19 protein-coding genes are annotated in these 24,975 nt (G+C 71.2%); 10 read left to right on the top strand and 9 right to left on the bottom strand.

Features of this window, described 5'->3' with window-relative positions:
• Nucleotides 1–23 precede the first annotated feature (23 nt).
• From AB0I15_RS12810 to AB0I15_RS12800, 3 genes are all read right to left on the bottom strand, one after another.
• The gene (locus AB0I15_RS12810) at nucleotides 24–323 is read right to left on the bottom strand and encodes a DUF4193 domain-containing protein (RefSeq protein WP_020542847.1); all 300 of its coding nucleotides are present in this window, start codon (nucleotides 321–323) and stop codon (nucleotides 24–26) included.
• A 309-nt stretch (nucleotides 324–632) separates the two neighbouring features.
• Nucleotides 633–1,781: a HAMP domain-containing sensor histidine kinase gene (locus AB0I15_RS12805; protein WP_358093967.1), complete on the bottom strand. Its 1,149-nt coding sequence runs from the start codon at nucleotides 1,779–1,781 to the stop codon at nucleotides 633–635.
• A gap of 158 nt (nucleotides 1,782–1,939) precedes the next feature.
• Nucleotides 1,940–2,593: a response regulator transcription factor gene (locus AB0I15_RS12800; protein WP_358093964.1), complete on the bottom strand. Its 654-nt coding sequence runs from the start codon at nucleotides 2,591–2,593 to the stop codon at nucleotides 1,940–1,942.
• A 234-nt stretch (nucleotides 2,594–2,827) separates the two neighbouring features.
• Between AB0I15_RS12800 and AB0I15_RS12795 the strand changes: the two genes are divergently transcribed.
• Nucleotides 2,828–2,992: a hypothetical protein gene (locus AB0I15_RS12795; protein ID WP_165974805.1), complete on the top strand. Its 165-nt coding sequence runs from the start codon at nucleotides 2,828–2,830 to the stop codon at nucleotides 2,990–2,992.
• A 91-nt stretch (nucleotides 2,993–3,083) separates the two neighbouring features.
• Here AB0I15_RS12795 and AB0I15_RS12790 read toward each other — a convergent pair whose 3' ends face one another.
• Together AB0I15_RS12790 and AB0I15_RS12785 are read right to left on the bottom strand one after the other, a co-directional pair.
• Complete coding sequence (locus tag AB0I15_RS12790; protein ID WP_358093961.1) at nucleotides 3,084–3,872, bottom strand: inositol monophosphatase family protein; 789 nt, start codon at nucleotides 3,870–3,872, stop codon at nucleotides 3,084–3,086.
• On the bottom strand, nucleotides 3,872–5,848 hold the full coding sequence (locus AB0I15_RS12785) for a S9 family peptidase (protein ID WP_358093958.1): 1,977 nt from the start codon (nucleotides 5,846–5,848) through the stop codon (nucleotides 3,872–3,874). Before AB0I15_RS12785 ends, AB0I15_RS12790 begins: the two co-directional genes overlap by 1 nt.
• Before the next feature lie 56 nt (nucleotides 5,849–5,904).
• Here AB0I15_RS12785 and AB0I15_RS12780 point away from each other — a divergent pair, with 56 nt between their 5' ends.
• A complete protein-coding gene (locus tag AB0I15_RS12780) occupies nucleotides 5,905–6,855 on the top strand; it encodes a ferrochelatase (protein ID WP_358093955.1) in 951 nt (316 codons plus the stop codon).
• Between the two features lie 18 nt (nucleotides 6,856–6,873).
• Here the strand turns inward: AB0I15_RS12780 and AB0I15_RS12775 are convergent, their stop codons facing one another.
• The gene (locus tag AB0I15_RS12775) at nucleotides 6,874–8,058 is read right to left on the bottom strand and encodes a lytic transglycosylase domain-containing protein (RefSeq protein ID WP_358093952.1); all 1,185 of its coding nucleotides are present in this window, start codon (nucleotides 8,056–8,058) and stop codon (nucleotides 6,874–6,876) included.
• A 167-nt stretch (nucleotides 8,059–8,225) separates the two neighbouring features.
• Between AB0I15_RS12775 and AB0I15_RS12770 the strand changes: the two genes are divergently transcribed.
• From AB0I15_RS12770 to AB0I15_RS12760, 3 genes are read left to right on the top strand one after another with little or no spacing between them, the layout of a single operon-like run.
• Nucleotides 8,226–9,353, top strand: coding sequence for an MFS transporter (locus tag AB0I15_RS12770; protein ID WP_358093949.1), 1,128 nt, complete (start codon nucleotides 8,226–8,228; stop codon nucleotides 9,351–9,353).
• 54 nt (nucleotides 9,354–9,407) lie between these two features.
• Nucleotides 9,408–10,130, top strand: a complete 723-nt coding sequence (locus tag AB0I15_RS12765; protein ID WP_358093946.1) for a polysaccharide deacetylase family protein — start codon at nucleotides 9,408–9,410, stop codon at nucleotides 10,128–10,130.
• Nucleotides 10,131–10,166: 36 nt separating this feature from the next.
• Nucleotides 10,167–11,450, top strand: a complete 1,284-nt coding sequence (locus AB0I15_RS12760) for a D-arabinono-1,4-lactone oxidase (RefSeq protein WP_358093943.1) — start codon at nucleotides 10,167–10,169, stop codon at nucleotides 11,448–11,450.
• 8 nt (nucleotides 11,451–11,458) lie between these two features.
• On the opposite strand, the gene AB0I15_RS12755 is transcribed toward AB0I15_RS12760, so the two are convergent.
• Entirely contained in the window at nucleotides 11,459–12,229 is a 771-nt protein-coding gene (locus tag AB0I15_RS12755) for a hypothetical protein (protein ID WP_358093940.1), read from the bottom strand.
• Nucleotides 12,230–12,342: 113 nt separating this feature from the next.
• Here AB0I15_RS12755 and AB0I15_RS12750 point away from each other — a divergent pair, with 113 nt between their 5' ends.
• Together AB0I15_RS12750 and sepH are read left to right on the top strand one after the other, a co-directional pair.
• Nucleotides 12,343–13,290 carry a protease inhibitor I9 family protein gene (locus AB0I15_RS12750; RefSeq protein WP_358093938.1) on the top strand — a complete coding sequence of 316 codons (948 nt, stop codon included), beginning with the start codon at nucleotides 12,343–12,345 and terminating at the stop codon, nucleotides 13,288–13,290.
• 160 nt (nucleotides 13,291–13,450) lie between these two features.
• Nucleotides 13,451–16,549: a septation protein SepH gene (gene sepH, locus AB0I15_RS12745; protein WP_358093935.1), complete on the top strand. Its 3,099-nt coding sequence runs from the start codon at nucleotides 13,451–13,453 to the stop codon at nucleotides 16,547–16,549.
• A gap of 584 nt (nucleotides 16,550–17,133) precedes the next feature.
• On the opposite strand, the gene AB0I15_RS12740 is transcribed toward sepH, so the two are convergent.
• Nucleotides 17,134–18,663, bottom strand: coding sequence for a PH domain-containing protein (locus AB0I15_RS12740; RefSeq protein WP_358093932.1), 1,530 nt, complete (start codon nucleotides 18,661–18,663; stop codon nucleotides 17,134–17,136).
• Between the two features lie 212 nt (nucleotides 18,664–18,875).
• Nucleotides 18,876–19,397 (bottom strand): PH domain-containing protein, encoded by a 522-nt coding sequence (locus tag AB0I15_RS12735; RefSeq protein ID WP_358093929.1) that lies wholly within the window; start codon nucleotides 19,395–19,397, stop codon nucleotides 18,876–18,878.
• 771 nt (nucleotides 19,398–20,168) lie between these two features.
• Here AB0I15_RS12735 and AB0I15_RS12730 point away from each other — a divergent pair.
• The 3 genes from AB0I15_RS12730 to AB0I15_RS12720 all read left to right on the top strand — a co-directional run bounded on the left by AB0I15_RS12730 (nucleotide 20,169) and on the right by AB0I15_RS12720 (nucleotide 24,768).
• Complete coding sequence (locus AB0I15_RS12730; protein ID WP_358093926.1) at nucleotides 20,169–20,678, top strand: YbhB/YbcL family Raf kinase inhibitor-like protein; 510 nt, start codon at nucleotides 20,169–20,171, stop codon at nucleotides 20,676–20,678.
• 184 nt (nucleotides 20,679–20,862) lie between these two features.
• Nucleotides 20,863–22,425 (top strand): hypothetical protein, encoded by a 1,563-nt coding sequence (locus AB0I15_RS12725; RefSeq protein WP_358093924.1) that lies wholly within the window; start codon nucleotides 20,863–20,865, stop codon nucleotides 22,423–22,425.
• Between the two features lie 78 nt (nucleotides 22,426–22,503).
• A complete protein-coding gene (locus AB0I15_RS12720; RefSeq protein WP_358093921.1) occupies nucleotides 22,504–24,768 on the top strand; it encodes a bifunctional SulP family inorganic anion transporter/carbonic anhydrase in 2,265 nt (754 codons plus the stop codon).
• Nucleotides 24,769–24,975 lie beyond the last annotated feature (207 nt).

Here is a 24,975-nt window from a genome sequence, read left to right as displayed (position 1 = left end):
CCCGAGCTCTTTCGCTCCAGGAATTAGGCGGCGCACTCCCGGCAGACCTGCTGGCCGTTCTTCTCAGAGGCCAGTTGGCTGCGGTGGTGCACCAGGAAGCAGCGTGAGCAGGTGAACTCGTCGGCCTGACGGGGGATCACCCGCAGGGACAGCTCTTCGTTCGACAGGTCCGCACCGGGCAGTTCGAGCGACTCGGCCAGGTCGGTCTCATCGATGTCGATGCTGCCAGACGACTTGTCGGTGCGCCGCGCCTGGAGTTCCTGAAGGCTGTCCTCCCCCAGGTCGTCATCTGTCTTGCGCGGGCTGTCGTAGTCGGTAGCCATTGTGCTTACTCCATCCCCCTCATCTATATGTCTTCGCGCTCATCGCGCGTCTTCTAACGTCCGGGAAGCCCATCTTGTGCCCGTTCCGTCGGGGAGATTTCCCATCGGTACCCCGGAGGAACGGACGACGAACCTCCCAACACGTCAGGGCCTGCTGCCGACGGCAATGGTTAGCCAAATATGGCGAAACCCACAGCCTTGGCGTCATGCACCACCGTGTTCGACGGCACATCCAACCACATGTGCGGCAAGAACGAGACGCCCCCGGTGCATCAACACGCGGACGAACACGCCGAAGCAACACGCGGGTCAGCGCCTCGGGAGCCTAATGGTCACGACCAGTCCTCCACCATCACGCGGCACGGCGGACACATTTCCGCCGTGTGCCTGGACCACCGCACGGACGATGGACAGCCCGAGCCCCGCTCCCTTGGCCGATTCCACGCGATCCGCATGGAGCCTCCTGAACGGCTCGAACAGGCTGTTCACCTCGTACGCCGGGACGTGCTGTCCCGTGTTGGCCACCTGAACAACCAAGGCACCGTCCACCATTCCCGTCCGGATCCAGACTTTTCCGTTTTCGGGAATGTTGTACTTGACCGCGTTCTCGAGCAGGTTGCTCACCGAGCGCTCCAGGAGCACGGGATCGCCTACGGTAGGCGCGCTGACCAGTTCGGTGGTAACCGTTACGCCGTGCTCCTCCGCGAACGGCGCGACCTGTTCCACGGCGGTCTGGGCGACGTCCTGAACGTCGAGCGGTTTGCGTACGGCGAGTTCGCGTTCGCTCCTGGCGAGCAGCAGCAATCCTTCTATGAGCTTCTCGTTACGCGCGTTGACCTCGAGCAGGGTACGGCCGAGCGCTTTGAGATCCTCCGACGCCTCGGGATCGGACAAGGCGATCTCCAGGACCGTCCTGTTGATGGTGAGGGGGGTGCGCAACTCGTGGGAGGCGTTGGCCACGAACCTGCGCTGGGTGTCGAAGGCGATGTTGAGCCGGGTGAGCATGGCGTCGAAGGTGTCGGCCAGCTCCTTCAGCTCGTCGTTGGGGCCCTCCAGGGCGATGCGCTGGTGGGCCAGCGTGCTCTCCGACAGCTTGCGGGCCGTGGTGGTCATCTGGGCGACGGGCCGCAGCGCCCGGTCGGCCACGAAATAGCCGATGATCAGCGCCAGGATGCCGACGCCCAGCAGGGCGAGGAAGGCGTTCTGCAGGAGCACGTCACGCGCCTTGACGACGGTGGTGTTCTTGGCCTCTTCCCACTGCGCCAGCATGACCGTCGTGTCGATCGGGTCGATGCCCCGCGTCCTGAGCTCCGGCCAGACGTCGACGATCGCGTTGCCCACGATGGAGTACATCGAGAACAGCAGCACGGCCGCCGCCGCGAAGACCATGCCTCCGTAGGTGAGCGTGAGCCGCCACCGGATGCTGACCTTTCCGGGAAGGTCCCTTACCCGCTCCATTGCCCTGCGTTGCACCGGCGCCGGCCCCAGGGGCGGCGGACCGTCCCAGGCGGGCGGCCCGATGGGCGGAGGAGGTTCCTGCACGCGCGTCGCCTTCCTGGACGAGTGCGGGCTGATCATCGGATGCGTGGGGCCCGCCTCGCGGTCTGACCGTTCCGTCACAATTTGTACCCAACCCCGGGCACAGTCTCGATCACCTGAGGCTCGCCCAGCTTCTTCCGCAGCGTCATCATGGTCACCCTGACCACGTTCGTGAAGGGATCGATGTTCTCGTCCCACGCCTTGTCCAGCAGGTCCTCCTGGCTGACGACGGCGCCTTCGGCGCGCATCAGCTCCTCGAGCACCGCGAACTCCTTCTTGGTCAGCACGATCTCCTTGCCGTCGCGCTCCACCAGCCGCTTGCCCGGGTCGAGCCGGATGCCGCCCCGCTCGAGCACGGGCGGCAGGGCGGGAGCGGAGCGGCGGCCGAGGGCCCGCACCCTGGCGACCAGCTCGATGAACACGAACGGCTTGGCCAGGTAGTCGTCGGCGCCCAGGCCGAGGCCCTCCACCTTGTCGTCCACGTCGCCCGACGCGGTCAGCATGAGGATGCGCGAGGCGGTCCGCTGCTCCACCAGCCGGCGGCACACCTCGTCGCCGTGCACGACCGGAAGGTCACGGTCGAGCACGATCACGTCGTAGTCGATGTAGGAGGTCCGCTCGAGGGCGCCGCCACCGTCGTAGGCGACGTCGACCGCCATGGCCTCGCGCCGCAACCCGGTCGCGATCGCGTCGGCGAGCACCCGCTCATCCTCTACCACCAGCACTCGCACGCCGGTACACCTCTCTCCGATTCTGGTCACTCATTCTGTCCATAGCCCCGATAAGCGCACGGTAAGGCATGTTCAGGGGTTGGTGACCCCCTGGGCCAGGGAGAGCTCCGCGAAATTCATGTTTCGGAGGGCGACAAGCCGGGGTATGCCTGCGGGACACCCATTGCCCGGACTTCATCCGCCGATGGGGAAACTTCGCCCCCGCACGAATCGAACCCCTAGAGAGTAGGTGAGATGGGCGAGTTCACGACCACGATCGAACACCGCCTCGACCAGGCTTATAAGGGCCTTCGGGAGGCCCGTAGCGTCGGCGACGACTACCTCGCCGACACCCTCACCGCCGAGATCGAGGACCTGCGCCGCCTGGCCGACGATCACGGCATCCCGTTGCCCCGCTAGTCATGCGAAACGGCCGGAGCGAGGGCTCCGGCCGTTTCGGCACCTCCCGGCCGCCGATCAACTTCCGATCGGGCCGTGATCAAGGCTCCGGTCAGGCGTCGCGTTCGGGGTTCAGCCCGGCCAGCAGGTCGTGCAGTTCCTCGTACAGGCCGGGAGCCGCGCACAGCGCGAACTCCGGGCTGACCGGCCTGCCGTGCAGCCCGCCGAGCCTGGCCCCCGACTCGGTGGCCACGAGGCCCGCCGCGGCGAAGTCCCACTGGTTGACGCCGCGCTCGTAGTAGGCGTCCACCCGGCCCGCCGCGAGCGAGCACATGTCCACGGCGCACGAGCCGCCTCGCCTGATGTCGCGCACCCGCGGCAGCACCGCGGCCACGACCTGGCCCTGGACGGCGCGCCTGACCGCCGAGTAGCCGAAACCGGTCGACACGAGCGCCTGCGCCAGCGGCACGCCGGTGTTGCAGCGCAGCGGCTGGGCACCGAGCCAGGCGCCCTCGCCCAGCGCCGCGGTGTAGACCTCGCCCCGGGCCGGCACGTTGACGGCCCCGGCCACGATCCGGCCGTTCACCTCGACGGCGATCGACACCGCCCAGTCGGGGAGCCCGTAGAGGAAGTTGACGGTGCCGTCGATCGGATCGACGATCCAGCGTACGTCCGACTCGCCCGGCTCCTCCCCTCCCTCTTCCCCGAGGATCCGGTCGCCGGGCCTGGCGGCCAGGATCCGCTCGCGGATGAGCTCCTCCGACGCCTTGTCGAGCGTGGTGACCACGTCGGTGGGGCTGGACTTGGTCTCGACCTCCTCCGACATCGTGGGCCGCTTGGCGAGGAGCATGTCCCCCGCCTCGCGGGCGATGTCGTCGGCCAGCCGCAGGAAGTCCGGCATCAGGCCACCGAGTCCGGGCGCTTCCAGTCCTGGCCGAGCACGTGCTGGGCCAGGAAGGCGAGGACGGTCTCGTACCAGGCGACGGCGTTGCCGGGCTTGAGGATCCAGTGGTTCTCGTCGGGGAAGTACAGGAACTTCGACTCCACCTCGGTGCGCCGCAGGTCCCACCACAGCCGCAGGGCCTCGCCGATCGGCACGCGGTAGTCCTTGTCGCCGTGGATGACGAGCAGCGGAGTGGTGATCTTGTCGAGCGATTGGTGCGGGGACAGCAGGGAGTAGCGCTCGCCGCCGGGCTCGCCGAACTCGCGCTGCCAGTACATGGAGGCGTCGGTGGTGCCGGCGAACTGGTCGAGGTTCCAGAGTGAGGCGTGGGTGACGATGGCCTTGTAGCGGTCGGTGTGACCGGCGAGCCAGTTGGCCATGTAGCCGCCGAACGAGCCGCCCATCGCGGCGATGCGCTCCTCGTCGATGTCGTCCCTGGCCAGCGCGACGTCCACGATCGCGTCGAGGTCGGCCTGGGTGCGCGGGCCCCAGTCGCCCCAGCCGCGGTCGATCATCTCCTGGCCGTAACCGGTGGACATGCAGGGGTCGGGCATGAGGACGGCGTAGCCGTGCGCGGCCATGATCCAGCACTGCCAGCGCCACTGCCAGTCGTTGGAGGAGGCGATCGGGCCGCCGTGGATGAACACCACGAACGGCACGGGATTGTCGGCGGAGGCGCCCTCCGGCAGCGCGAGCCAGCCGCGGACGGTGGCGCCGTCGTCGGCGGTGGCGGAGATCTCGGTGAGCGTGCCGGGCACCTCGGGGCGGGGCGCGGGCGAGGGCAGGTCGGTGATCTCGCCGCCGGCCACGTCGATCCGGGCCGGGCCGGGCGCGAGGTCGACGGCGCTGCGCAGGGCGTAGACGAAGCGGCCGTCGGGGGACGGGCTGACCCCGGCGTACGCGGCGTCGTCCCCGGTGAGCCGGGCCACGTCCCCGTCCAGCGGGACGCGGAAGACCGGGCGGCGGCCCTGGTGGTCGGCCACGAGGTAGACGGCCGAGGAGTCGGGGGCCCAGTCGAGGTCCGCGGGGAACAGGTCGGGGGCGTACGCGCGGCCCTGGCCGGTGGCCAGGTCGGCGATCCACAGCTCGCTGCGCGCCGAGACGTCGAGCCCGGTCACCCGCTCGCGCGCGCAGGCGATCCTGACGCCGTCGGGCGAGACCGCCATCGGGCCGCCGAAGTCGTAGCCCTCCTCGCTGAGCACCACCCGGCGCTCGCCGGTGGCCACGTCGATGGCCACCAGGTCGGTACGGGACTCGCCCTTCGGCAGGTAGGTGCGCCACGTGGCGATCACGGTGCCGCCGTCGGGGGACAGCTCGAACCCGCCCTCGCGCAGCGCGTCACCCGCGTCGGGCGTCAGGTCGCGCACGTCCTCGAGGCGGTCGGCGCCGAGCCTGGCCGCGAACAGGCGCGGGCGGCCGGGGCCGAGGTCGTGGTCCCAGTAGCGCACCGGGTAGCCCTCGTGCAGGATGGCGCTGATCCCGGCGTCCTTGCGGGCCTTGCGCTTGTCCTCCTCCGCGGCCTCCTCGCCGTCGAGCACGTCGGAGACGAACACGACCACGTCGCCCGCGGTGCGCACGCCGCCGATGCCACCGGGGCGGGTGGCCACCTGGCGGGCCTCGCCGCCCGCGCGGGGCAGCAGCCACAGCGAGGGGATCTCGTCGGTGGAGTCCTTGACGGTCGGATCGGGGCGGGCGGAGGTGAACAGCACGTCGCCGGCGGCGGTGAAGACCGCGGCGGACTCGCCCTTGGCCGACCTGGTCAGCCGGTACGGCTCGCCGTCCACGGGGATCGCCCAGAGCGCGGTGCCGAACGACTTGCCGTCGGGGTTGAGGGACTGGACCGTCGAGATCAGCCTGGCCCCGTCGGGCGAGAGCCGCAGCGAGAGAACCCGGGCGATGGACACATAGTCACGTATGTCGTTGAATGCGCTCACTCGATCGAACCTACCTCGCGGACGGGACCATCAGCATCCCTGAATAAGGTGGTCACGTGGGAAACTACGACGCCTTGCTGGTCCTGTCGTTCGGCGGGCCGGAGGGCCCGGACGACGTGCTGCCGTTCCTGGAGAACGTCGTGCGTGGCCGTGGTGTGCCGCGTGAGCGGCTGCTCGAGGTGGCCGAGCACTACCAGAGCTTCGGCGGGGTCAGCCCGATCAACCGGCAGAACCGCGACCTGGTCGAGGCGCTGCGTCCCGTGGCCGGCGTGCCGGTCTACTGGGGCAACCGCAACTGGCACCCGTTCGGCGAGGACACCGTGCGCCAGATGCGGGCCGACGGGGTCGAAAAGGCGGCCGTGTTCGCCACCTCGGCGTTCGCGGGCTACTCGAGCTGCCGCCAATACTACGAGGACATCGCCAGGATCTCCGTCGAGGACGGCCCCGAGCTGGTCAAGCTGCGGCACTACGGCGACCACCCCGGTTTCGTGGCCGCGATGGCCGACCACACCCGGGCGGCGCTCGAGCGGCTCGGCCGCGACGACGCGCGGCTGGTGTTCACCGCCCACAGCATCCCGGTCTCCATGGCCGAGACGGCGGGCCCGTCCGGCGGGCTCTACGAGGCGCAGCTCCGCAGGAGCGCGGAGCTGGTCAGCCGGGCGCTGGGCCGGAGCGAGCCGTGGGACCTGGTGTGGCAGTCGCGCAGCGGGCCGCCGCAGGTGCCGTGGCTGGAGCCCGACGTCTGCGACCACCTGCGCAAGATCGAGGCCCCGGCCGTCGTGCTGGTGCCGATCGGGTTCGTCTCCGACCACATGGAGGTCGTCTACGACCTCGACACCGAGGCCAGGGCCATGGCGGCCGAGCTGGGCCTGCCCCTGGAGCGGGCGGCGACGGCGGGCACGCACCCGCGGTTCGTGGAGCTGGTGCGTGAGCTGATGGAGGAGCCCGAGCCCGTGCCCTGCGCGCTCACGTGCTGCCCGCCTCCGCGCCGGCGGCCTCAGGCGTAAAGGCTCAGGCGTACGATCTCAGGCGTACGTCTTCGCGTACGCCTGGGCGATGCCCATGACCTTGTTCACGTAGTCCCACGAGTGGTTGTAGAACCAGATCGCCTTGCGCAGCCTCTCGCCGCCCTGCCCGGCCTTGTTGGCGCACAGGTAGTTGGCCGCGCCGGGCACCGCGTCGTACGGGCTCCAGATGTCCTTCTTGCCGTCCCCGTCGCCGTCCACGCCGTAGTGCTTCCAGGTGGCGGGCATGAACTGCATGGGCCCGAGCGCGCCCGCGCTGGAGGGCCCGTTGTTGCGCCCGTGGCTGCTCTCCACCTGCCCGATCGCGGCCAGCACCGTCCAGGACAGCCCGGGGCAGCGGGTGGCGGCGGCCTTGTACAGCTCGAGGTAGCTGCCCGGCCGGCCGACGTTGACCTGCTGCGGCTGTTGCTGCGGCTGCTGGGGCTGCTGCCGCTTCGCCGCGCGCGCGGCCGCGTCGAGCATGACGACCTGGGCCTTCTTGCCGAGCAGCCTGCGCACCCCCGACTCGCTGATCTTGCCCGGCTTGCCGTGCAGGAGCACCGCGACCCCGGGGGCGAAGCCCAGCGACCTGCCGAGGTCCGCGCTCACCAGCCCGTCCACGCCCTTGAGCCCGAGCGAGGCCGAGGCCGCGACGCGCAGCCTGGGGCCGCCGTCCACCTGGTACACCGCGCCCAGGATCATCCCGAATCTGCGCATCGTCGCGGCGTCGGCGACCAGTTCGCCCCTGGCCAGCGCGCTCCACACGGCGGGCTGGTCGGCGACCGGCTGCGGGGTCCAGGAGCGGAAGTCGGCCGGGTCCACGGCCAGCAGGTTCAGCCCGGTGCCCGACACCTTGACCGCGCCCGCGTCCACCACGGCCACCTTCTGCACGTGCTTGAGCTCGCCGAGGCGGAACCTGGTCTGCTTGGGCACGGCGCCCGCGGCGACCGCCAGCACGCGCGGCGGCGTCGCGGTGACCCCGGGGCCGCCCTCGCCGAAGTCCTTGACCGGTTCGGCCGTGGGCACGATCTGGTCGAGGCGCGGGGCGGGCGACTGCTGCGGGCGCTGCTGCCTGCGTACGGGCTCATGCGCGGTTTCGACCAGGTCATCGCCCAAGATCACGACGAGCCCGCCGGCCGCGACCGTGACCGTGAGCACGGCGATGACCATGAGCATGACCGCACGGAACGAGGGAAGACCGGACACTCGGGACACGTTAACTCACGGCGGCGATAAAGCACTTGCCATCCGGACATACGGTGCGCAATGGTTAGCTGCTTGAGTAAGGGGGAAACAGCGTGGTCGGGCCTTACCGGGGGTTGTTCGAAAGGCCCGGAGTCAAAGCGTTCGTACTGGCCGGTCTGATCGGCCGGATGCCGATGTCCATGATGGGCATCGGGGTGATCCTGCTCATCTCCACGCTCACCGACAACTACGCCACCGCCGGCGCGGTCGCCGCCACCTCCAACGTCGCCTTCGCCCTGGCCGCCCCCGTGTCGGGCCGGCTCGCCGACAGGTTCGGGCAGGGGCGGGTGATCGCGCCGTTCGCCGTCGTCAACGCGCTGGCGCTGGCGGGCCTCATGCTGCTCGCCGGTTCGGGGCTGCCCGAGTGGACCCTGTACGCCTCGGGTCTCGTCGTGGGCGCCACCTCGCTGTCGATCGGCTCGATGGTGCGGGCCCGCTGGTCGGCCCTCTACGGCGGCTCCGGCAGGCTGCACGCCGCCTTCGCGTTCGAGTCCGTGGCCGACGAGATCGTCTTCGTCACCGGGCCGGCGCTGGTCACGGTGCTGGCGACGGCCGTGAACCCGTACGCGGGGCTGATCGTGGCCCTGGTCTGCATGCTGTTCGGGTGCCTGGTGCTGGCCTCGCTGCGGCGTACCCAGCCGCCCGTCCAGCAGGTCAGGTCGTCGGCGGGCACGCCCATCCTCATCCCCGGCGTCGCGCTGCTGGCCGGCGTCTTCCTGGCGATGGGCACGATCTTCGGGTCCGTCGACCTGATCACGGTGGCGTTCGCCGACGAGCACGGGGTGAAGGGCGCCTCCGGGTTCCTGCTGGCCTCGTTCGCGGGCGGGTCGATGGTGTCGGGGCTCTGGTTCGGGTCGCGCAACTGGCGGATCCCGCTGCGGACGCGGTTCGTGCGCGCACTGGCCCTGTTCGTGGTCGGGCTGGTGCCGATCATGTTCATCACCGACCCGTGGATCATGGCGGGAGCGCTGTTCCTGGCCGGGTTCGCCATCTCGCCGACGCTCATCACGGGCTTCTCGCTGACCGAGCGGCTGGTGCCGCCGTCCCTGCTCACCGAGGGTATGGCGTGGATCTCGACCGCCATCGGGTTCGGCGTGGCGGCCGGCGCGGCGGTGGGCGGCCGGCTCACCGAGACGTACGGAGCGAGCAGCGCGTACGCCTTCTCCGTGGCCGCGGCCGTCGTCGCCGTCGCGGTGGGCATCGGAGGTTCGGGTTTGCTGAGACTTCCCGAAGCGCCTTCACCTGCGGAGAGCTGATCCGCTACCGTCGGGACATCCCTCGCAACGCCCATCACACTGGAAGCATTAGCTATGTCCCGACAAGTCAGTTCACTCCTTGCCATCGCGGCTGTTTGCCTCACCCTTGCCCCGGCACCCGCGTTCGCCCAGGCGCCGAAGAAGGCGCCCGTCGACTGCGAGCAGGTCAAGTGCATCGCGCTGACCTTTGACGACGGACCCGGCAAATACGCGGGCACGCTGCTCGACACGTTGAAGAAGTACGACGCCAAGGCGACGTTCTTCCTCGAAGGCCAATACGTGAAGAGCCGTCCCTCCTTCGTCAAGCGCATGGCCACCGAGGGCCACGAGCTCGGCAACCACAGCTACAGCCACCCCGACTTCACCAAGAGCGAGGCGGCGACGATCAAGAGCGAGATCCAGAAGACCCAGGACGCGGTGAAGAAGGCGGCTGGGGTCGAGCCCAAGCTGCTGCGCCCGCCGTACGGAATGGCGGACCTGCAGGTCTCCGACATCGCCGCCGAGTTCGGGATGCCGATGATCCTGTGGACCGCCGGTTCGCAGGACTGGAGCACCAAGAACGTCGAGGCCATCCAGAAGCAGACCCTGGCCGTGGCCAAGCCGAACGGCATCATCCTCATGCACGACTGGGTGAAGCAGACCGTGGACGGCATGCCCTCGCTCATCAAGACGCTGAAGAACAAGGGCTTCCACCTGGTGACGGTGTCCGAGGTGGTCAAGGGTGAGAACCTGGAGCCCGGCGACATCTTCCCTGTTCCCGAGGGCTGGGAGAAGTGAGTATCGTTCGCGTTTGACGGAACGAAGCTCTGGAGGGTGCTCGTGGCCTTCGTCAACTGGGCGCGCAACCAGTCGGGCACCCCGGCCGAGGTGCGTACGCCGGTCTCCGTGGAGGACGTCGTACACGCCGTACGGGACGCCGCCGCCTCGGCGCGGCGGGTCCGCATGGTCGGCACGGGCCACTCCTTCACCGGGGTGGCCCTCACCGACGGCATCATGCTGCGCCCCGGCGGGCTGACCGGGATCAGGTCCTGCTCGGACGACCGCGTCACCGTGCTGGCGGGCACGCCGCTGCGGGTGCTGAACGAACTGCTCGACGAGCGCGGCCTGGCCCTGTCGAACATGGGCGACATCACCGACCAGACCGTCGCGGGCGCCATCCAGACCGGCACCCACGGCACCGGCCGCGACAGCGGCGGCCTCGCCGACCAGGTCGTCGAGCTGGAGCTGGTGCTCGCGGACGGCTCCGTGGCCACGCTCGCACCCGGCGAGGACCTCTTCGACGCCGCGCGGGTCGGGCTGGGCGCGCTCGGGATCCTGACGGCGGTGACGTTCCGGGTGGAGCCCGCGTTCCTGCTGCACCACCGGCGGCGCAGGCTGACGCTCGGCGAGATCCTCGGCTCGCTCGACGAGCTGACCTCCGCGAACGAGCACCTGGACTTCTTCTGGCTGCCGCACACCGACGCCTGCCTGGTCAAGACCAACAACCGGAACCCGGGGCCGGCCCGGCCGCCGGGCGCGTTCCGGCACTGGCTGGACAACGTGTTCCTGGAGAACACGGTCTTCGGCGCCGCCTGCGCGGTCGGGGGCCGCTTTCCCGACCTGGTCCCGCGGATCAACGCGGTCAGCGCGGCGGCGCTGGCGGACTCGGAGGCCGTGGACGTCTCGTACAAGGTGTTCACGGCGCGGCGGGACGTGCGCTTCCTCGAGATGGAGTACGCGGTCCCGCGCGAACGCCTCGCCCAGGCCCTGCGCGAGACCCGTGACCTGGTCGAGCGCATGGACTGGAAGATCACCTTCCCGGTCGAGGTGCGGGTCACGCCGCCCAGCGACGCGTGGCTGTCCACGGCGTACGGGCGGCCGTCGGCGTACGTCGCCTGCCACATCTACCGGCCGACGCCCAACCCCGCCTACTTCGAGGGCGTCGAGGACATCATGACCCGCCTGGACGGGCGTCCCCACTGGGGCAAGCTGCACACCAGGGACGCCGCCTACCTGGGCAAGGTGTATCCGCGCTTCGCGGACTTCCTGGCCCTGCGCGACCGCCTGGACCCGCGCCGCCTGTTCACCAACGACCACCTGGACCTGGTGCTCGGCTGATCGGGCGGCTAGTCGGGGGGCGGGACGCTCTCAAGTTCGGGCTGCCCGGTCGGCGCGGGCGGCGTCTCGTCCACCACGTCGGGCTGCTCCTGCGCCGGCGGCGGCTCGCTCGACGGCCGCACCTCGTCCGCCGGCGTGGGCGTCGGCGTCGGTGTGGCCTTCGTCGTCCTGGTCGGCGTGGGTGTCGGCGTGGGGGTGGGCGTCTGTTCCCGCGTCGTCTGCGGCGTGTACGCGGGCGTCTCGCCGTCGTCGCTCTCCCGCTGGACGGGCGCCTTGTCCTCCTCGCCCCGCTTGTCCTCTCCCTCCTCCTTGACCGCCTTCTTGGGCGCGGTGCCGGTGACCTGCTCGTGCACGGTCCGCTGGGCCACGGCCTGGTAGGCGAGGATGCCGCCCATGCTGACCGCGAACACGATCGCCGCGGCCGCCGCCAGCTTCACCCATGACAATCCGCGCCGCGGCTCCCCGACGGCGGGCATGACCAGCGTGGCCTCCTGCCCGCCCGGAGTCGCGTGCGCGGCGACCGCCAGCAGGCCCTCCTCCGGAGGCGCCGGCTCGGCCCGGCCGGTCAGCGTATGCTGTTTGACCCGCTCGCCCGTCTCCTTGAGATAGTGCGTGTACACGGCGGTGGCCACGGTGCCGGCGACGCTGACCACCGCGGCGCCGATCACCGTTCCCGCCACGCCCAGATAGGAGGCGGCGACGGCAGAGGTCACCGCGGCCAGGGCGCTACCAAGGATCTGCGGCACGCTCAGCTCGAACCTGCGCTGCTCGCCGCTCATCCCGTGGATCAGTCCCCTCTCGTCCTGTGTTCGGTAAAGACCTGTCTCGTGAATAGACGCGAGTGCGTGTCCTGTTGTTCCTGTGACCTGTGTGACAGGCACCCTTGTAACTCGTGCCCCGACGACTCGGCCTGCCCTCCGTTTACCTCGCCGCGGCCGTGGCAACGGCCGCCACGACCGCCGTCCCTCTGGCCATGACGCCCGCCTCAGGACTCTCCCGGCGCCCCGCCCTCACCGAACCCGCCCGGCCCTACATCGTCACGGCCCGTAGCCGGGTGGCCGCCCGAGAACTCGTCGGCGAGGTGCGGTGGCGGGTACGGCGCTACTACGCCGCCGCCCTGCCCGGATTCGCCACCTTCCTCACCGCCGCCGAACTGGCCGACCTGAGAGCCGACTCCCGGGTGAGCACGATCGAACCGGATCGCCAGATCCATCCCATGCCGTCCAGGAGACCGGCAGGACCGCCCGGGGTCGCGGCGACCGGGGCCGGCGCCACCGTGTACGTCGTGGACAGCGGCGTCGAGACCGGCCGGGCCGAGTTCGGCGACCGCGCGTGGCGCGCCTTCGACGCCACCGGCGGCACCGGGCACGACTGCGGCGGCCAGGGCACGCGGACCGCCGCCCGCGTCCACGCCGTCGCGCCCAAGGCCCGGCTCGCCTCGGTACGGGTGCTCGGCTGCGGCGGCTCGGGCACGCTGGCCGACGTGCTGGCCGGGCTCGACTGGATCCGCAGGCACGCGCGCGGGCCGGCCGTGGCCAACCTGTCCTTCGACGGCGCCGGCTCCCCCGCGCTCGGCCTGGCCGCGCGCTCGCTCATACGGGGGGGTGTGTTCGTGGTAGGGGCCGCCGACACCGGGGGCTGCCAGGTCGCTCCTGACGGGCAGGCGTTCTCCGCGTACGCGCCGCACCTGTCGGGCATCGCGGCCCGCCACCTGGAGCTCCACCCATCGGCCGGTCCGGCCACTCTCGCGTCCCGGCTCGGCTGCACGGCGTCACCTGGCGCGATTCGCCAGAATCCATCGAGGGCCTTTAACCTCCACATACGCAATGGTGGGCTCTAGAGCCATGGATTCTCCAAATGTGACCGGCGTCACATCACCCCTGGGCTATCCCAGGAAGGCGATGTTCGGACATGCCGGGTACGGTGCTGGCAGGCAACCGGCACACGCGAGAGACTCAAGGGTCCGGGGGAAGAATGGCGACGCTGACGAAGGGACTCGCATGCAGGAGCTCCGACTCGTCGCGGTGAGTGAGGACGGCACCTACCTCGTGCTGGCTACTGCCGGGCGTGGTACGCGCTTCACGCTTCCCGTGGACGACCGGCTCCGTGCTGCCGTCCGCGGCAACTTCTCCCGTCTCGGCCAGTACGAGATCGAAGTGGAGAGTCCGTTGCGCCCCAAGGAGATCCAGGCCCGCATCCGAGCCGGAGAGACGGCGGAAGAGATCGCCGCGACCGCCGGGATCCCGGTCGAGCGAGTCCGCTGGTTCGAGGGGCCGGTGCTGCAGGAGCGGGAATACGTCGCTCAGCAGGCGCAGCGCGTGGCCGTCCGCATGCCGGGCGAATCCGCGCCAGGACCGACTCTCGGTGATCTCGTGGCGGAGCGGCTGACCAGGCGCGGCGTGCCCACGGACGAGATCGACTGGGATTCCGCCAAGCGTGACGACGGCCTGTGGCGGGTCAAGCTCGGCTACGTGTGGAACGGTCACACCCGCCACGCCGAGTGGCTCTTCGACCCGCGCAAGCGGCACGTGACGGCGCACGACGACGAGGCGATGCGGCTGTCGGCGGCCGACTTCGACCCGGATCCGACGGTGGTGGAGGACACCACGGTGACGCCGTTCGCGCCGCGGGTGGCCAAGCTGCAGCCGGTGCCGCCGCTGTCGGGCGACGCGCTGCCGTTCCCCTCGGTCATCCGGCGTGAGCCGGAGGAGCCGGCCGTCGGCTACCACCCGCCGGCCAGGGGGTCCGAGACGGCCTACACCCGCACGCCGGAGACGCCCGTCCCCTTCGACCGCGACCCCGGCCTCCGCCAGGACCCCACCCGCGACCTTCGCCCCGACCCCACCCGCGACTACCGCCAGGACCCGACCCGCGACTACCGCCAGGACGCGGGCCGCGACTACCGCCACGACCCGACCAGGGACCTGCGCCAGGACCCGGGCCGAGACCCGGGCCGAGACTCAAGCCGGGACCCAGGTCGTGACCCAGGCCGGGACACAAGCCGTGACCCGGGCCGAGACCCGGGCCGAGACCTGGGCCGTGACACAGGCCGGGACCACCGCCAAGACCCGGCTCGCGACCCGCGCCAAGACCCCGCCCGGGAGGCGGGCCTGCGGCCCGATTCCGGCCGCGAGACCGGTCAGCGCCAGGACCCGGTCCTTCCACCGGACCTCGCCAGAGAGGTCGGGCTGCGGCAGGACCCCGTAAGGGAAAGCGAGCCCCGGCAGGAACCGCCGTCACGCGACCCCTTCCGGTCCGAACCGCCCGCCCGCGAAACCGGCTATGCCCGCCCCGGCGACACCACGTCCCGCCGCGGCGGGTCTTCGCCATGGCTGCCCGACTTCGGCTCGGGCCGTCCGGCCGAGCGCGAGAGCGACTCCATCTACGCCCCGGCCACCCCTGCCTCCACCCGCCCTCCGGCCCCAGAACCGACCACCGGCGACCGGACCCCACAGGCTCCCACCACCGCCGACCAGCCCGCGACGGCACAACCGCCCACCGCGGCGCAGACTGCCACGCCCACCGTGACGCAGCCCGCCGTGCCTCAGCCGTCTGTGTCCCAGCCGTCTGTGTCCCAGCCGTCCGCCGCTGGGCAGTCCGCAGCCGGGCAGTCGCCCGCAGCGGCACCGACCCCCGCGCCGGAACAGCCGACCCCGGTATCGGCCCAGACCCCTGCAGCCGCCCAGACCCCTGCATCGGTCCAGCCCACTGCCCAGGACCAAATGGCTGCGCAGGACCAAACGGCTGCGCAGGACCAAACGGCCGTGCAGAGCCAAAGCGCTGCCCAGGGCCAGGCCGTGGCGCAGAGCGATGCCACCGCCCAGGGACAGACGGCGCAGCCGACCTCTGGGGTGTCGTCTGTCACCAGCGACCCGCGGCCCGAAACGAGCCCCCAGGCCATCGCCCACCCGGGCACCTCCACCACGCCGGACGCTGCCACGGCACCGGCGACCACCGAAGAGCTCGACGCCACCTCCACCCCGCGTGCGGAGGCCGTGGTCAGCCCCGTAGCGGCCACCGAGCCCACTCCTGCGGCGCAATCCTCGGCGCAGGCCGACGCGACCGTCACGACACCCGCCGTCACGACACCCGCCGTCGCGGAGCCGTCCGCCGCGCCCGGCCCCATCGCCGAGCCACCCGTCACGGACAGCGTCACTCCCGCCCCGGTCCAGAGCACCGCCGCCTCGGAGCCGGTCCAAGACAGCGCGCTCTCGGTCCAGGACAGCGTCACCACGGAACCGGAAGCCGTCTCCTCGCCCGCCGAGGCTTCGTCGCCCATCTCCGAGACGGCCCCTGCGTCGAGCAGCACCATCGGCCGGGTCCCGGACACCGACACCGCCTCGGCCCCCGTCGAGGAGCCCGCAGCCGCGACCGAAGCCAAGGTCGAGGCCACCGCCCAGCCCGAGGCGGTGGACGCCCCTGCCGCGAAGACGGAGGCACCCGCCGCAGCGGCGACCGAGCCCTCAGAGCCCGAGACCGCCACCGTCGAGGCTGCGGCACCCGAGACCGTCGAGGCCCCAACAGCCGCGACCGCTCAAGCCCAAACACCGGAAGCCACCACCGAGACTCAGGCCCCCAAGGCCGAGGCCACCCAGGCTCCGCAAGCACCCGAAGTCACCATCGCCAAGGTGGAGACGTCCGAGACCAAGGCTCCCGAGGCTGCGGAGACCACCACGGCCGAGGCTCTGACGTCTAAGCCCGAGACGACTGAGGCTCAGGCGGCCAAGGCAGAGACGCCTCCGGCTACGGCTCCCGAGGCTGAGACGGCTGAGGTCAAGACGTCCTCACCTGAGCCGACGACCGACACGGTGGGCACAAAGGCCGACACAAAGGCGGAGGCTCAGGCCGTACCGGAGGCCGAGGCGGAGCCGGAGCCGGAGCCGGTCAAGGAGAGCAAGGCTCCTGCGCCCGCACCCAAGCCCAAGCCCGCGGTGCCCGCGGCGCGGGGCAAGGGTGAGGCGAAGGAGGACCCTGCGGCGCCTGTGCCGTCGGCCCCTCCCGCCCCGGCCGCCCGTCAGGCGCGCAAGGGTTCGCGGGGTCGCCGGGCATCGGTCCCGACCTGGGACGAGATCATGTTCGGCGCCCGCCGCCAGGACTGACCCGAAACCCGCTCCGGGACCCCGCGGCAAGGGCCGGCGGCCGGCACACCCCTCCTGCCGGCTCCACGCCCCCGCCACCACGCCGCGCACCGCCGAAGGCCCCTCACCCATGCCCTCACCCGGCATATGAACCACCCCAAAGCCTCCACGCGCCCACCCTGCCCGGCACCTGAACCCGCCCCAAGGCCGCCCACTCCCGCCCCCAACGCAGGGACCCGCCACAAGGCTCCACGCGTCCGCCGTGCCCGGCACACGAACCCCCGGCCCAAGGCCCCACACTCATCCTCAGCCCGGCACATGGATCCGCGACCCAAGGCTCCGCACGCATGCTCAGCCCCAGCGCGCCGAAGCAACGACCGCAGGCCCCCGTCCGGCGGGTGCTCCCACGCCACACCCCCGGCCGCGCGTTCCCGGCCCATAGCCCTTGCGCCCGGATACCGTGCCCGGGCTCTGGGTGTGCGTTTCGGTGCCGTCCGTCGCGCCGGCGCCTCACCTCGTGCCCGCGTGACCCTGCGCGCACCGGTGCCGCTCGTCGCCCTTGTTCCCGGTGAACGGCGCATGACCGCCGCCCCGGGCCGGACGGTTCAGTCCTCGGAGTGGTCCGAGGGGTGGCGGTCGAGGAAGGGGGCCAGCCATTCCGGGGTCACCTCGGACGGGAAGTCCACCGCCTGGGCCTCTGACACGTCGATGGCCGAGTAGCCGCCCTTGCCCGCCCCGACCCCGGCGATCAGCGTGAGCACCCCGGCGTTCCGCTGGAACCAGGTCTGCCGCAGCCGCCATCCCACCACGGCCCGGCGTTCGACCACGGCCTGGGAGCGCCTCAGCGACCCCGACCGCACCGACAGCCGCACCCCGTCGTAGCCGTGCCCGAGCGAGGCGTACCGGTCGAGGCCGAGCGGCACCCCGACGCCCGCCAGCAGCAGGGACAGCACCAGGAGGATCCACCACACCGTCCCGGCCGTCATCCACACCGCCACCCCGCTCACCGCCGCCGCCGCGAGCCAGGGGACGACCGCCCGGAACAGGCGCCTGTTGCGGGCCACGGGCGGGTGGGGGCGCAGTTCGGCGCGGTAGGGGCCGATCGCGTCGGTGGTCACCTCGAAGGCCACCGCACGCGGTACGTCGGGCAGGAGCTGCCCCCGCGTCTGCGAGTCGCCGAGCCCCGTCACGATGGCCCAGGCACGGGTGACGCGGGCCCACCGCTCGACCAGGCCGTCCACGATCTCGTAGCCGCGTACGCGCTGCGACTCCAGCGACACGCTGCGCCGGTTGATCAGCCCGCGCTCCGCCACCAGGTAGCCGTCACGGCGCTTGAGCACGAAGTCCCAGTTGAAGATCGCGTACATCAGCCCGCCCGTGAACGGCATCGCCAGCACGAGCAGCACCACCACCGCCAGCAGGAGGTAGGGGCGGTCCCAGATCCACTCCCCCACGCTCCACGCGGCGTCCTGGCTGACCCCCAGCTCGTCGCCCCACTGGAAGGCCAGCCCCACCGCGCCGCCGACGAACGCGAACGGCGTGAGCAGGTAGGCCCCCGACAGCGGCCCGTAGAGCAGCCATTTGCGGGGCACCCTGATGATCGGCTGCTCCTTGGGCGCGGCCGGGGAGACGGCGGCCTCCGGCAGGTCCGCCTCGGGCCGGGGCGCGCGGCGCAGGAGCACCGACTTGAGCCGTTCGGCCTCCTCCAGGGTGACCCCGCTGAGCTTGGCCTCCTCGTTGCCGCCGCTCGCGCCCGTGTCGATCTTGAGCACGGCCAGGCCGAGCAGCCGGTGCATGGGAGGCGTGGAGACGTCGACGCCGCGGATGCGCTCCATGGGGATCGTGCGGATGGATCGGCTGATCAGTGAGCGCTTGGTCTCCAGGCGGTCGCCGACGATCTCGTAGGTGAAGGTGGCCCATCTGACGACCGCGATCACGATGGAGGCCATCACCCCCACCGCCGCCCATCCGTACGAGCTGGGCGAGAAGCCGCCCACGAACATGACGCCGACCAGGGGGAGGAGGAGGGAGGGCAGCGTGCGTACGGGCTCGATGAGCAGCACCTTGGGGCTGAGCCGCAACGGCGCCCGCCCTCCGCCGCCGGGCATGCCGGGCGGCGGGCCGTAACCCGGCATGGGAGGGGGCGGCGGCCCATGGCCGGGAGGGGGCGGTGGCCCGTAGCCGGGAGGAGGGGGCGGTGGGTTCTCAGGAGGAGGTGCGGGGGTGTCTTCTGGCCGCGCCGGGTGGACGGCCTCGGCCGGGGGAGTGTGTCCGGCACCGGAGTCGGCGGGACGGGGAGCCGGCTCCTCCGGCGGGGAGGGCGCCGGGTCGTCCGGGCGGGGACCGGTCATGTCGCGTCGTCTCTGAGCTCTTCCGCCCGGTGCGCCAGCCGCTCGGCGAGCCCCGCCGCCACCTGGAAGTCAAGGCCCTTGATCGTCGAGGAGCCCGCGTGGGACGCCGTGCGGATCTCGAGCGTGGCCAGCCCGAGCATCCGCTCGAACCACCCTTGCCCCTTGTCGACCGTCTGGATGCGGCTCACGGGCACGAACACCCACTCCCTGGTCAGGAACCCCGACCTGGCGTAGACGACGTCCCCTGAGAGCTCCCAGCGATGTACGGCGTACCGCACGAACGGCTCGGCCACCAGGAACGGCACCGTCACCACCGCGACCCCCACGGGCAGCAGCCACGGGTCGGCCGCCAGCCATCGGGGCACCCATGACCAGTCGCTTCCGCCCACCCACCGCGACACCAGCAGCGAGCCGCCCACGAAGAACACCAGGGCGACCAGCGACTCGAGCAACCACAGGCGGACGGCTTTGGGCGAAACGCGGTTCGCCGGATCGCGCAGCGGGCCTGTAGACGTCACAAGCCCAAGCTTAGGGCGCGCGGCGCGGAGGTGATCGGCCAGCGGGGCGGTAAAGATCCCCCGGACGTCCCGGCGTGTCTGCCGCCACCGGGATCGGGGCTGGTGCCATGCTCGGTGGCGGCCGGCCGCAGGCTGTCGAGCTTGGCCACGTCGGCGGCGCCACGTTCGGGGCCAGCCAGGCCCGGCCGGCGCGAAACCGCACCACAGCGCGCGTGCCTCACGCGACGTGGCAGCCGCCTTCGCGTACCCCCGCACCAGGGCTCCCCGCGCCCCGAGCGCCCATGGCGCACCCGCCGTACGCTCACGTGCCCGAGCCCTTAGCACAGGTCGCGCGTGGAAAGGCACGTACCCGGAGCGCGGGCCGCGGGTGGAACGCGGCGTGACGGGTCGCGTCCGTACGGTATTTGTGCCCTCTACCGGTTCGGGGGAGCTGGCGCACCTGGTTTTTGCGGGTGGCCGTTGACCGAAACCCTGCCCGATTTGTCAGGGTAAGCAGGCCGATCGGAGCCCGGCTCCCGCCGTGGTGAAGCGGCAGGCCAGGGAGGGTTCCCCGGTACGAGCGATTTCGGTGACCGTGCGTGCGCCGCAGGTCATCCTTGTGTCCAAGCTCACTCCCCAGATGCCGTGATTCTTGCCGATTTCGGATCCTTTACCGAGCACCGACCATCGGGAAACGGTCTGCGCACCGCCGAGAGCCGCGTAGCATCGTCCGGCATGGGGCTGTGTAACACGGCATCACGTGTGCGACGGATCGCTGTCAGTGTGACAGCGGTGACCGCCGCGTTCGCCTTGTCGGGTTGCGGCAGCTTTATCGGCAGGTCACAAGCGAAGGACATCTCGGAGATCAACGTCTCCAGTCCGAAGCTGCGCGAGGGCAAACCGCTGCCTCGCGAATACTCCTGCCGCGGCGACCAGAGCAGCCCGCCGCTGCGCTGGTCGAGCCAGCCACTGTCGGAGGCCAAGTCGATCGCGATCGTGGTCGACGGCCACACAACCTCGGATTCGGCCGTGCACTGGGTGCTCTACAACATCCCGGCCACCACGACCGAGCTGGGCGCCAACGCGGCCGCCGATCCCCCGGAAGGGACCGGCCAGGCGACGGTGACCGGCGGCAAGGCCGGCTACCAGGCCCCTTGCCCGCAGTCCGGCAACTACCGCTTCAGCGTCTACATGCTGGACGGCAAGGTCGATCCCAAGAAGGGCTCCCTCCCCGAGATCTTGAAGCAGATCGCGGATCAGACCATCGCGCGAGGCCGGCTCACGGCGGTGAACGTCGAGTGACCGGACGAACACGACAGGTAGTGCAGGTGTACCAATTCTTCACGTAGGGTGTGACAACTCTCATAGTGGTCCGACACAATCAGATCCAATTGTTAGGCACTGGTGATCAAAGGGGGCAGATCGCGTCGATGGCCGCGCGATCTCATCGGTGCCAGAAGGAGGCCATGGCTTTGAGGGTGGTGCAATGATCGCGGTCGTAGTGAGCTTGGTCGCTGTCGTGCTCCTCGTGCTCGTCGTCGTGGCACTGGGCATGCGTTCGATGAATCGCCGGGAGAGCTCGCTTCCTCCGGAACGGCTGAAGGAGATGGCCGAGAAGGAGGAGATGACCCATGCTCGCTCCACGGACGAGTTCGCGGCGCATGAGCCGCGAATGGCCAATTTCAGCCCTGACTTCAGCCCCTTTGACGAGCCCAAGCCGAAGCCGGTCCGCACCGGACAGCGTGGCAGGCGGGGTGTCGACGAGTGGGGCAACCCCAACTCCGACGATGACGACGAGGAGTTCTGGGCCAACATCCGCAGTGACGCGGAGGAGGGTGGCTTCGGCGCGGGTGGCACCGTAGCCGCCAGGAAGGGCGCCTCCCGCCCCGTTCAGCGTGAGCGGCCCGCCGAGGGCGAGCCCGAGCGCCCCGCCGCGAAACGCGCCAAGCCGCAGCCCGTGGCCGCGGCCGACCCCAACGCCGCCACCGTCCAGGCCCCTCTTCCGCAGCGCCAGCCCTCCGCGGCCGCCGCGACGGCCAACCTCGCCGATCTGGTCGAGCCCGCCAAGCGCGTCACCCCGCCGACCCCGGCCGAGATGGCCGACCAGCGCACGATGACGTTCGCGGCGCCGACGGCCGACGTGATGAGCATCCTCGGCGCGGGCGCCCAGCCGGTGCCCGCCCCCACGCGCCCGGAGCCGGCCCCCGTGCCGCGGCCCGCCTCCGTGTCCTCCAACAGCCTGTCGTCCAATGGCGTGTCCTCCAACAGGCCCGCCGGCGGCTCCTATCCGGCCTCTCCCGCCGCCAATGGCAGTGGCTCCTTCCCGGTGTCCGGGGGCTCCTACCCGGGCGGTGGCAACGGCTCCTACGCCCCGGCGGCGAGCAGCGGCGCGTTCCCCGCGGTGAGCGCCAACTCCAGCGCCAACTCCAGCGGCAACTTCCCGGCCGCCCAGCCCGCTCCCCTCCACGGAGCGCCGACGAGCGACCCGTTCCCCGCCTACAACGGCGTGGCCGACCCGCTCGAGACGACCTGGACCAACCCGCCCGCGACGCCGGCCGGCGCCTGGCCCACTCCGCCCGACATCCTCGACGACCCCACTCCCGCTTCGGCCTCCGACCCCTACGCCTCCGCGAGCTCGTGGCCGGCGTTCGAGCAGCCCGCCGGGCGCACGTCCTACCCCGCCTCCTACGAGGTGCGCTCCGGGTGGGCCGTGGCCGACGACTCCGACCCGCTCACCGGGCCCTCCCCCGCCACCGGCACGCCGACCGTGCCTGGCCGGGCGGTCTCGTCCTACGACGACGTCCTGTCGACCTCGACCCCGGTGCCGGCCGCTCCTCCGTCGTCGTCGCCGTTCGGGCCGGGAGCCTACGAGACGGGCGACATCACGATGGCTCCCGCGGCCCTGTGGCCCGAGCCGCCGTCGAGCAACGGCTCCCAGAGCGGTGCCTGGCCCGCGCAGGGCGGTCAGCCGCAGGGCAACGGGGCCGCCAACGGCGGCAACCACCGCCGCGCCCCGGAGCAGGACTTCCCGCACGACTACTACAGATGATCTCCAGCGCCCATTAATGCGTAAAACCCATGTGACACGCCCTTAAAGCAGGGTCGACGGAGCAATAGGGTTTGCTCCATGTTCCGCGACACGCAGAGTAGCCGGATCGGCACCCTCCGATATGATGTGCCGGCCTCGCTCGTGGTTTTCCTCGTCGCGGTGCCCCTCTCGCTGGGCATCGCGATGGCGTCCGGGGCGCCGCTGGCCGCCGGTCTGATCGCCGCCGTGGTGGGCGGGATCGTGGCGGGCGCCCTCGGTGGCTCCGCAGTCCAGGTGAGCGGCCCCGCCGCCGGTTTGTCGCTGGTGGTCGTGGATCTCGTGCACACCTACGGGTGGCGGGCCACCTGCATGATCACCCTGCTGGCCGGGGCCGTACAGCTCGTGCTCGGGGTGTTCAAGGCGGCCAGGGCGGCGCTGGCGGTGTCGCCGGCCGTCATCCACGGCATGCTGGCCGCGGTCGGCGTGATCATCGCCCTGGCCCAGCTCCACGTCGTGCTGGGCGGCAGCTCGCAGCGCTCGGCCATCGCCAACATCCTGGAGCTGCCGGGTCAGATCGCCGACCTGCACGGCCACAAGGTCGCCGTCGGGCTGCTCACGATCACCGTGCTGGCGCTGTGGACGCGCATGCCCAAGCGGGTCAAGGCGGTGCCGGCGCCGCTGGCGGCGCTGCTCGTGGCGGCGGTGACGGCGTGGGCGTTCGGCTGGGACGTGACGCGGGTGGATCTGTCCAACAGCGTCACGGAGTGGGCCTTCCCGGTGCTGCCGCAGGGCGACTGGCATCTGGTGGTGGCGGCGGTGCTGCTGGTGGCGCTGCTGGCCGGGTGCGAGTCGCTGCTGTGCTCGGTGGCGATCGACGGCATGCACGGAGGCCGCCGCGCCGACCTCGACCAGGAGCTGACCGGTCAGGGCGTGGCGAACATGGTCACCGGCGCGCTCGGCGGCCTGCCGGTGGCCGGGGTGATCGTGCGGAGCACGGCGAACGTGCAGGCGGGCGCGCGTACCCGCTGGTCGGCGATCCTGCACGGGGTGTGGGTGCTGATGTTCGCGCTCGGCTTCGGCTGGTCGATCCAGCTCATCCCGCTGGAGGCACTGGCGGCGCTGCTGGTGTTCATCGGCGTGCAGATGGTGAACCTGGGTCACGTCAGGAAGGTGCACGGGCACGGCGAGGTGCCGGTGTACGTGGTGACGATGATCACCGTGATCCTGCTCGGCCTGGCCGAGGGGGTGCTGGCGGGCCTCGCCCTGGCCGCGCTGCTCGCTCTGCGCCGCCTGACCTGGGTGACGGTGCTCAAGCGCGAGGACCGCGACGGGCGGCTGCACGTGACGATCTCGGGGTCGCTGACGTTCCTCGGGGTGCCGAGGCTGACGAACGAGCTGCGGGCGATCCCCGCGGGCACCGCCGTGGACCTCGACCTGAACATCGACTTCATGGACAACGGCGCCTTCGAGGCGATCCACTCCTGGCGGCTGGACCACGAGCGGATGGGCGGCACGGTCGACATCGACGAGCTGCACGACGAGTGGTACGCGCTGGCGGCCAGCGGGGCGCGCATGTTCCCGGCCAAGTCGCCGCCCAAGGCGCCGGACCGCTGGTGGCTGCCGTGGGCGCACCGGCGCCGCCGCCCCGCCCGCCCCACGGTGCCGCAGGAGAGCGGCGTGGACGGGCCGGCGGAGTGCCTGCTGACGGCGGGCGCGCGCGAATACCACCGGCGTACGGCGCCGCTGGTGCGCCCCATCTTCACCGAGCTGGCCCGCAAGCAGCAGCCGACGCACCTGTTCATCACGTGCGCCGACTCCCGGATCATGCCCAGTCTGATCACGGCGAGCGGCCCGGGTGACCTGTTCACGGTGCGCAACATCGGCAACCTGGTGCCCCGCAGGGGGACGGAGCCGCACGACGACTCGGTGGTGGCGGCGATCGAGTACGCGACGCAGGTGCTGGGCGTGAACACGATCACGGTGTGCGGCCACTCGGGCTGCGGGGCGATGGCCGGGGTGCTGAGCGGTGGGGTGCAGGCGGGCAGCCTGCCGGGGCTGCGCAGGTGGCTGCGGCACGGTGACCACAGCCTGGCCACGTTCATCGAGACCGAGGGCGACCGGTTGCACAGCGGGGCGCTCGACGTGCTGTGCCGGGTCAACGTGCAGCAGCAGCTCGAGAACCTGCGGACGTACCGGAAGGTCGACGAGCAGGTGAGGGCGGGCAAGCTGGAGCTGGTGGGACTGTTCTTCGACATCGGCTCCGCGCGGGTGCACATGGTGCCGCCGCTGCGGCCGACGGTCGCCGTCAAGGAGCTCGAGCGCCGGGTGATGAGCGGCGAGAGCCCGGTGGAGGGCGCGTTCTGAGTATTCCTGCGCAGACCGGGCGGTGGGGGCGGGGTTAGGGTCGCGGTGCCAGCGAGGTTCTCCAATGCCCATGGCGCTCCTCGCGACGCCGGTCTCGACTCCCAGGGGCCGGAGGGGCGGAGGTGCCCCGGTGTCGAGCTATGTCCCCGTCGCAGGGGCCGCCGATGGTAGCGAGACAGCCGGGGGTCAGCACCTTCGCCCCTCACC

This window comes from Nonomuraea sp. NPDC050643, assembly GCF_040654715.1.
GTDB lineage: Bacteria > Actinomycetota > Actinomycetes > Streptosporangiales > Streptosporangiaceae > Nonomuraea.
This window is presented reverse-complemented; position numbering and strand designations above follow the sequence as displayed.

What these genes read in the sequence shown, in the direction of transcription:
- AB0I15_RS12810 (WP_020542847.1), bottom strand. Translation starts at nt 323, where the DNA reads ATGGCTACCGACTACGACAGCCCGCGCAAGACAGATGACGACCTGGGG.
- AB0I15_RS12805 (WP_358093967.1), bottom strand. Translation starts at nt 1,781, where the DNA reads ATGGAGCGGGTAAGGGACCTTCCCGGAAAGGTCAGCATCCGGTGGCGG.
- AB0I15_RS12795 (WP_165974805.1), top strand. Translation starts at nt 2,828, where the DNA reads ATGGGCGAGTTCACGACCACGATCGAACACCGCCTCGACCAGGCTTAT.
- AB0I15_RS12790 (WP_358093961.1), bottom strand. Translation starts at nt 3,872, where the DNA reads ATGCCGGACTTCCTGCGGCTGGCCGACGACATCGCCCGCGAGGCGGGG.
- AB0I15_RS12770 (WP_358093949.1), top strand. Translation starts at nt 8,226, where the DNA reads ATGCCGATGTCCATGATGGGCATCGGGGTGATCCTGCTCATCTCCACG.
- AB0I15_RS12765 (WP_358093946.1), top strand. Translation starts at nt 9,408, where the DNA reads ATGTCCCGACAAGTCAGTTCACTCCTTGCCATCGCGGCTGTTTGCCTC.
- AB0I15_RS12755 (WP_358093940.1), bottom strand. Translation starts at nt 12,229, where the DNA reads ATGAGCGGCGAGCAGCGCAGGTTCGAGCTGAGCGTGCCGCAGATCCTT.
- sepH (WP_358093935.1), top strand. Translation starts at nt 13,451, where the DNA reads ATGCAGGAGCTCCGACTCGTCGCGGTGAGTGAGGACGGCACCTACCTC.
- AB0I15_RS12740 (WP_358093932.1), bottom strand. Translation starts at nt 18,663, where the DNA reads ATGCCGGGTTACGGCCCGCCGCCCGGCATGCCCGGCGGCGGAGGGCGG.
- AB0I15_RS12725 (WP_358093924.1), top strand. Translation starts at nt 20,863, where the DNA reads ATGATCGCGGTCGTAGTGAGCTTGGTCGCTGTCGTGCTCCTCGTGCTC.
- AB0I15_RS12720 (WP_358093921.1), top strand. Translation starts at nt 22,504, where the DNA reads ATGTTCCGCGACACGCAGAGTAGCCGGATCGGCACCCTCCGATATGAT.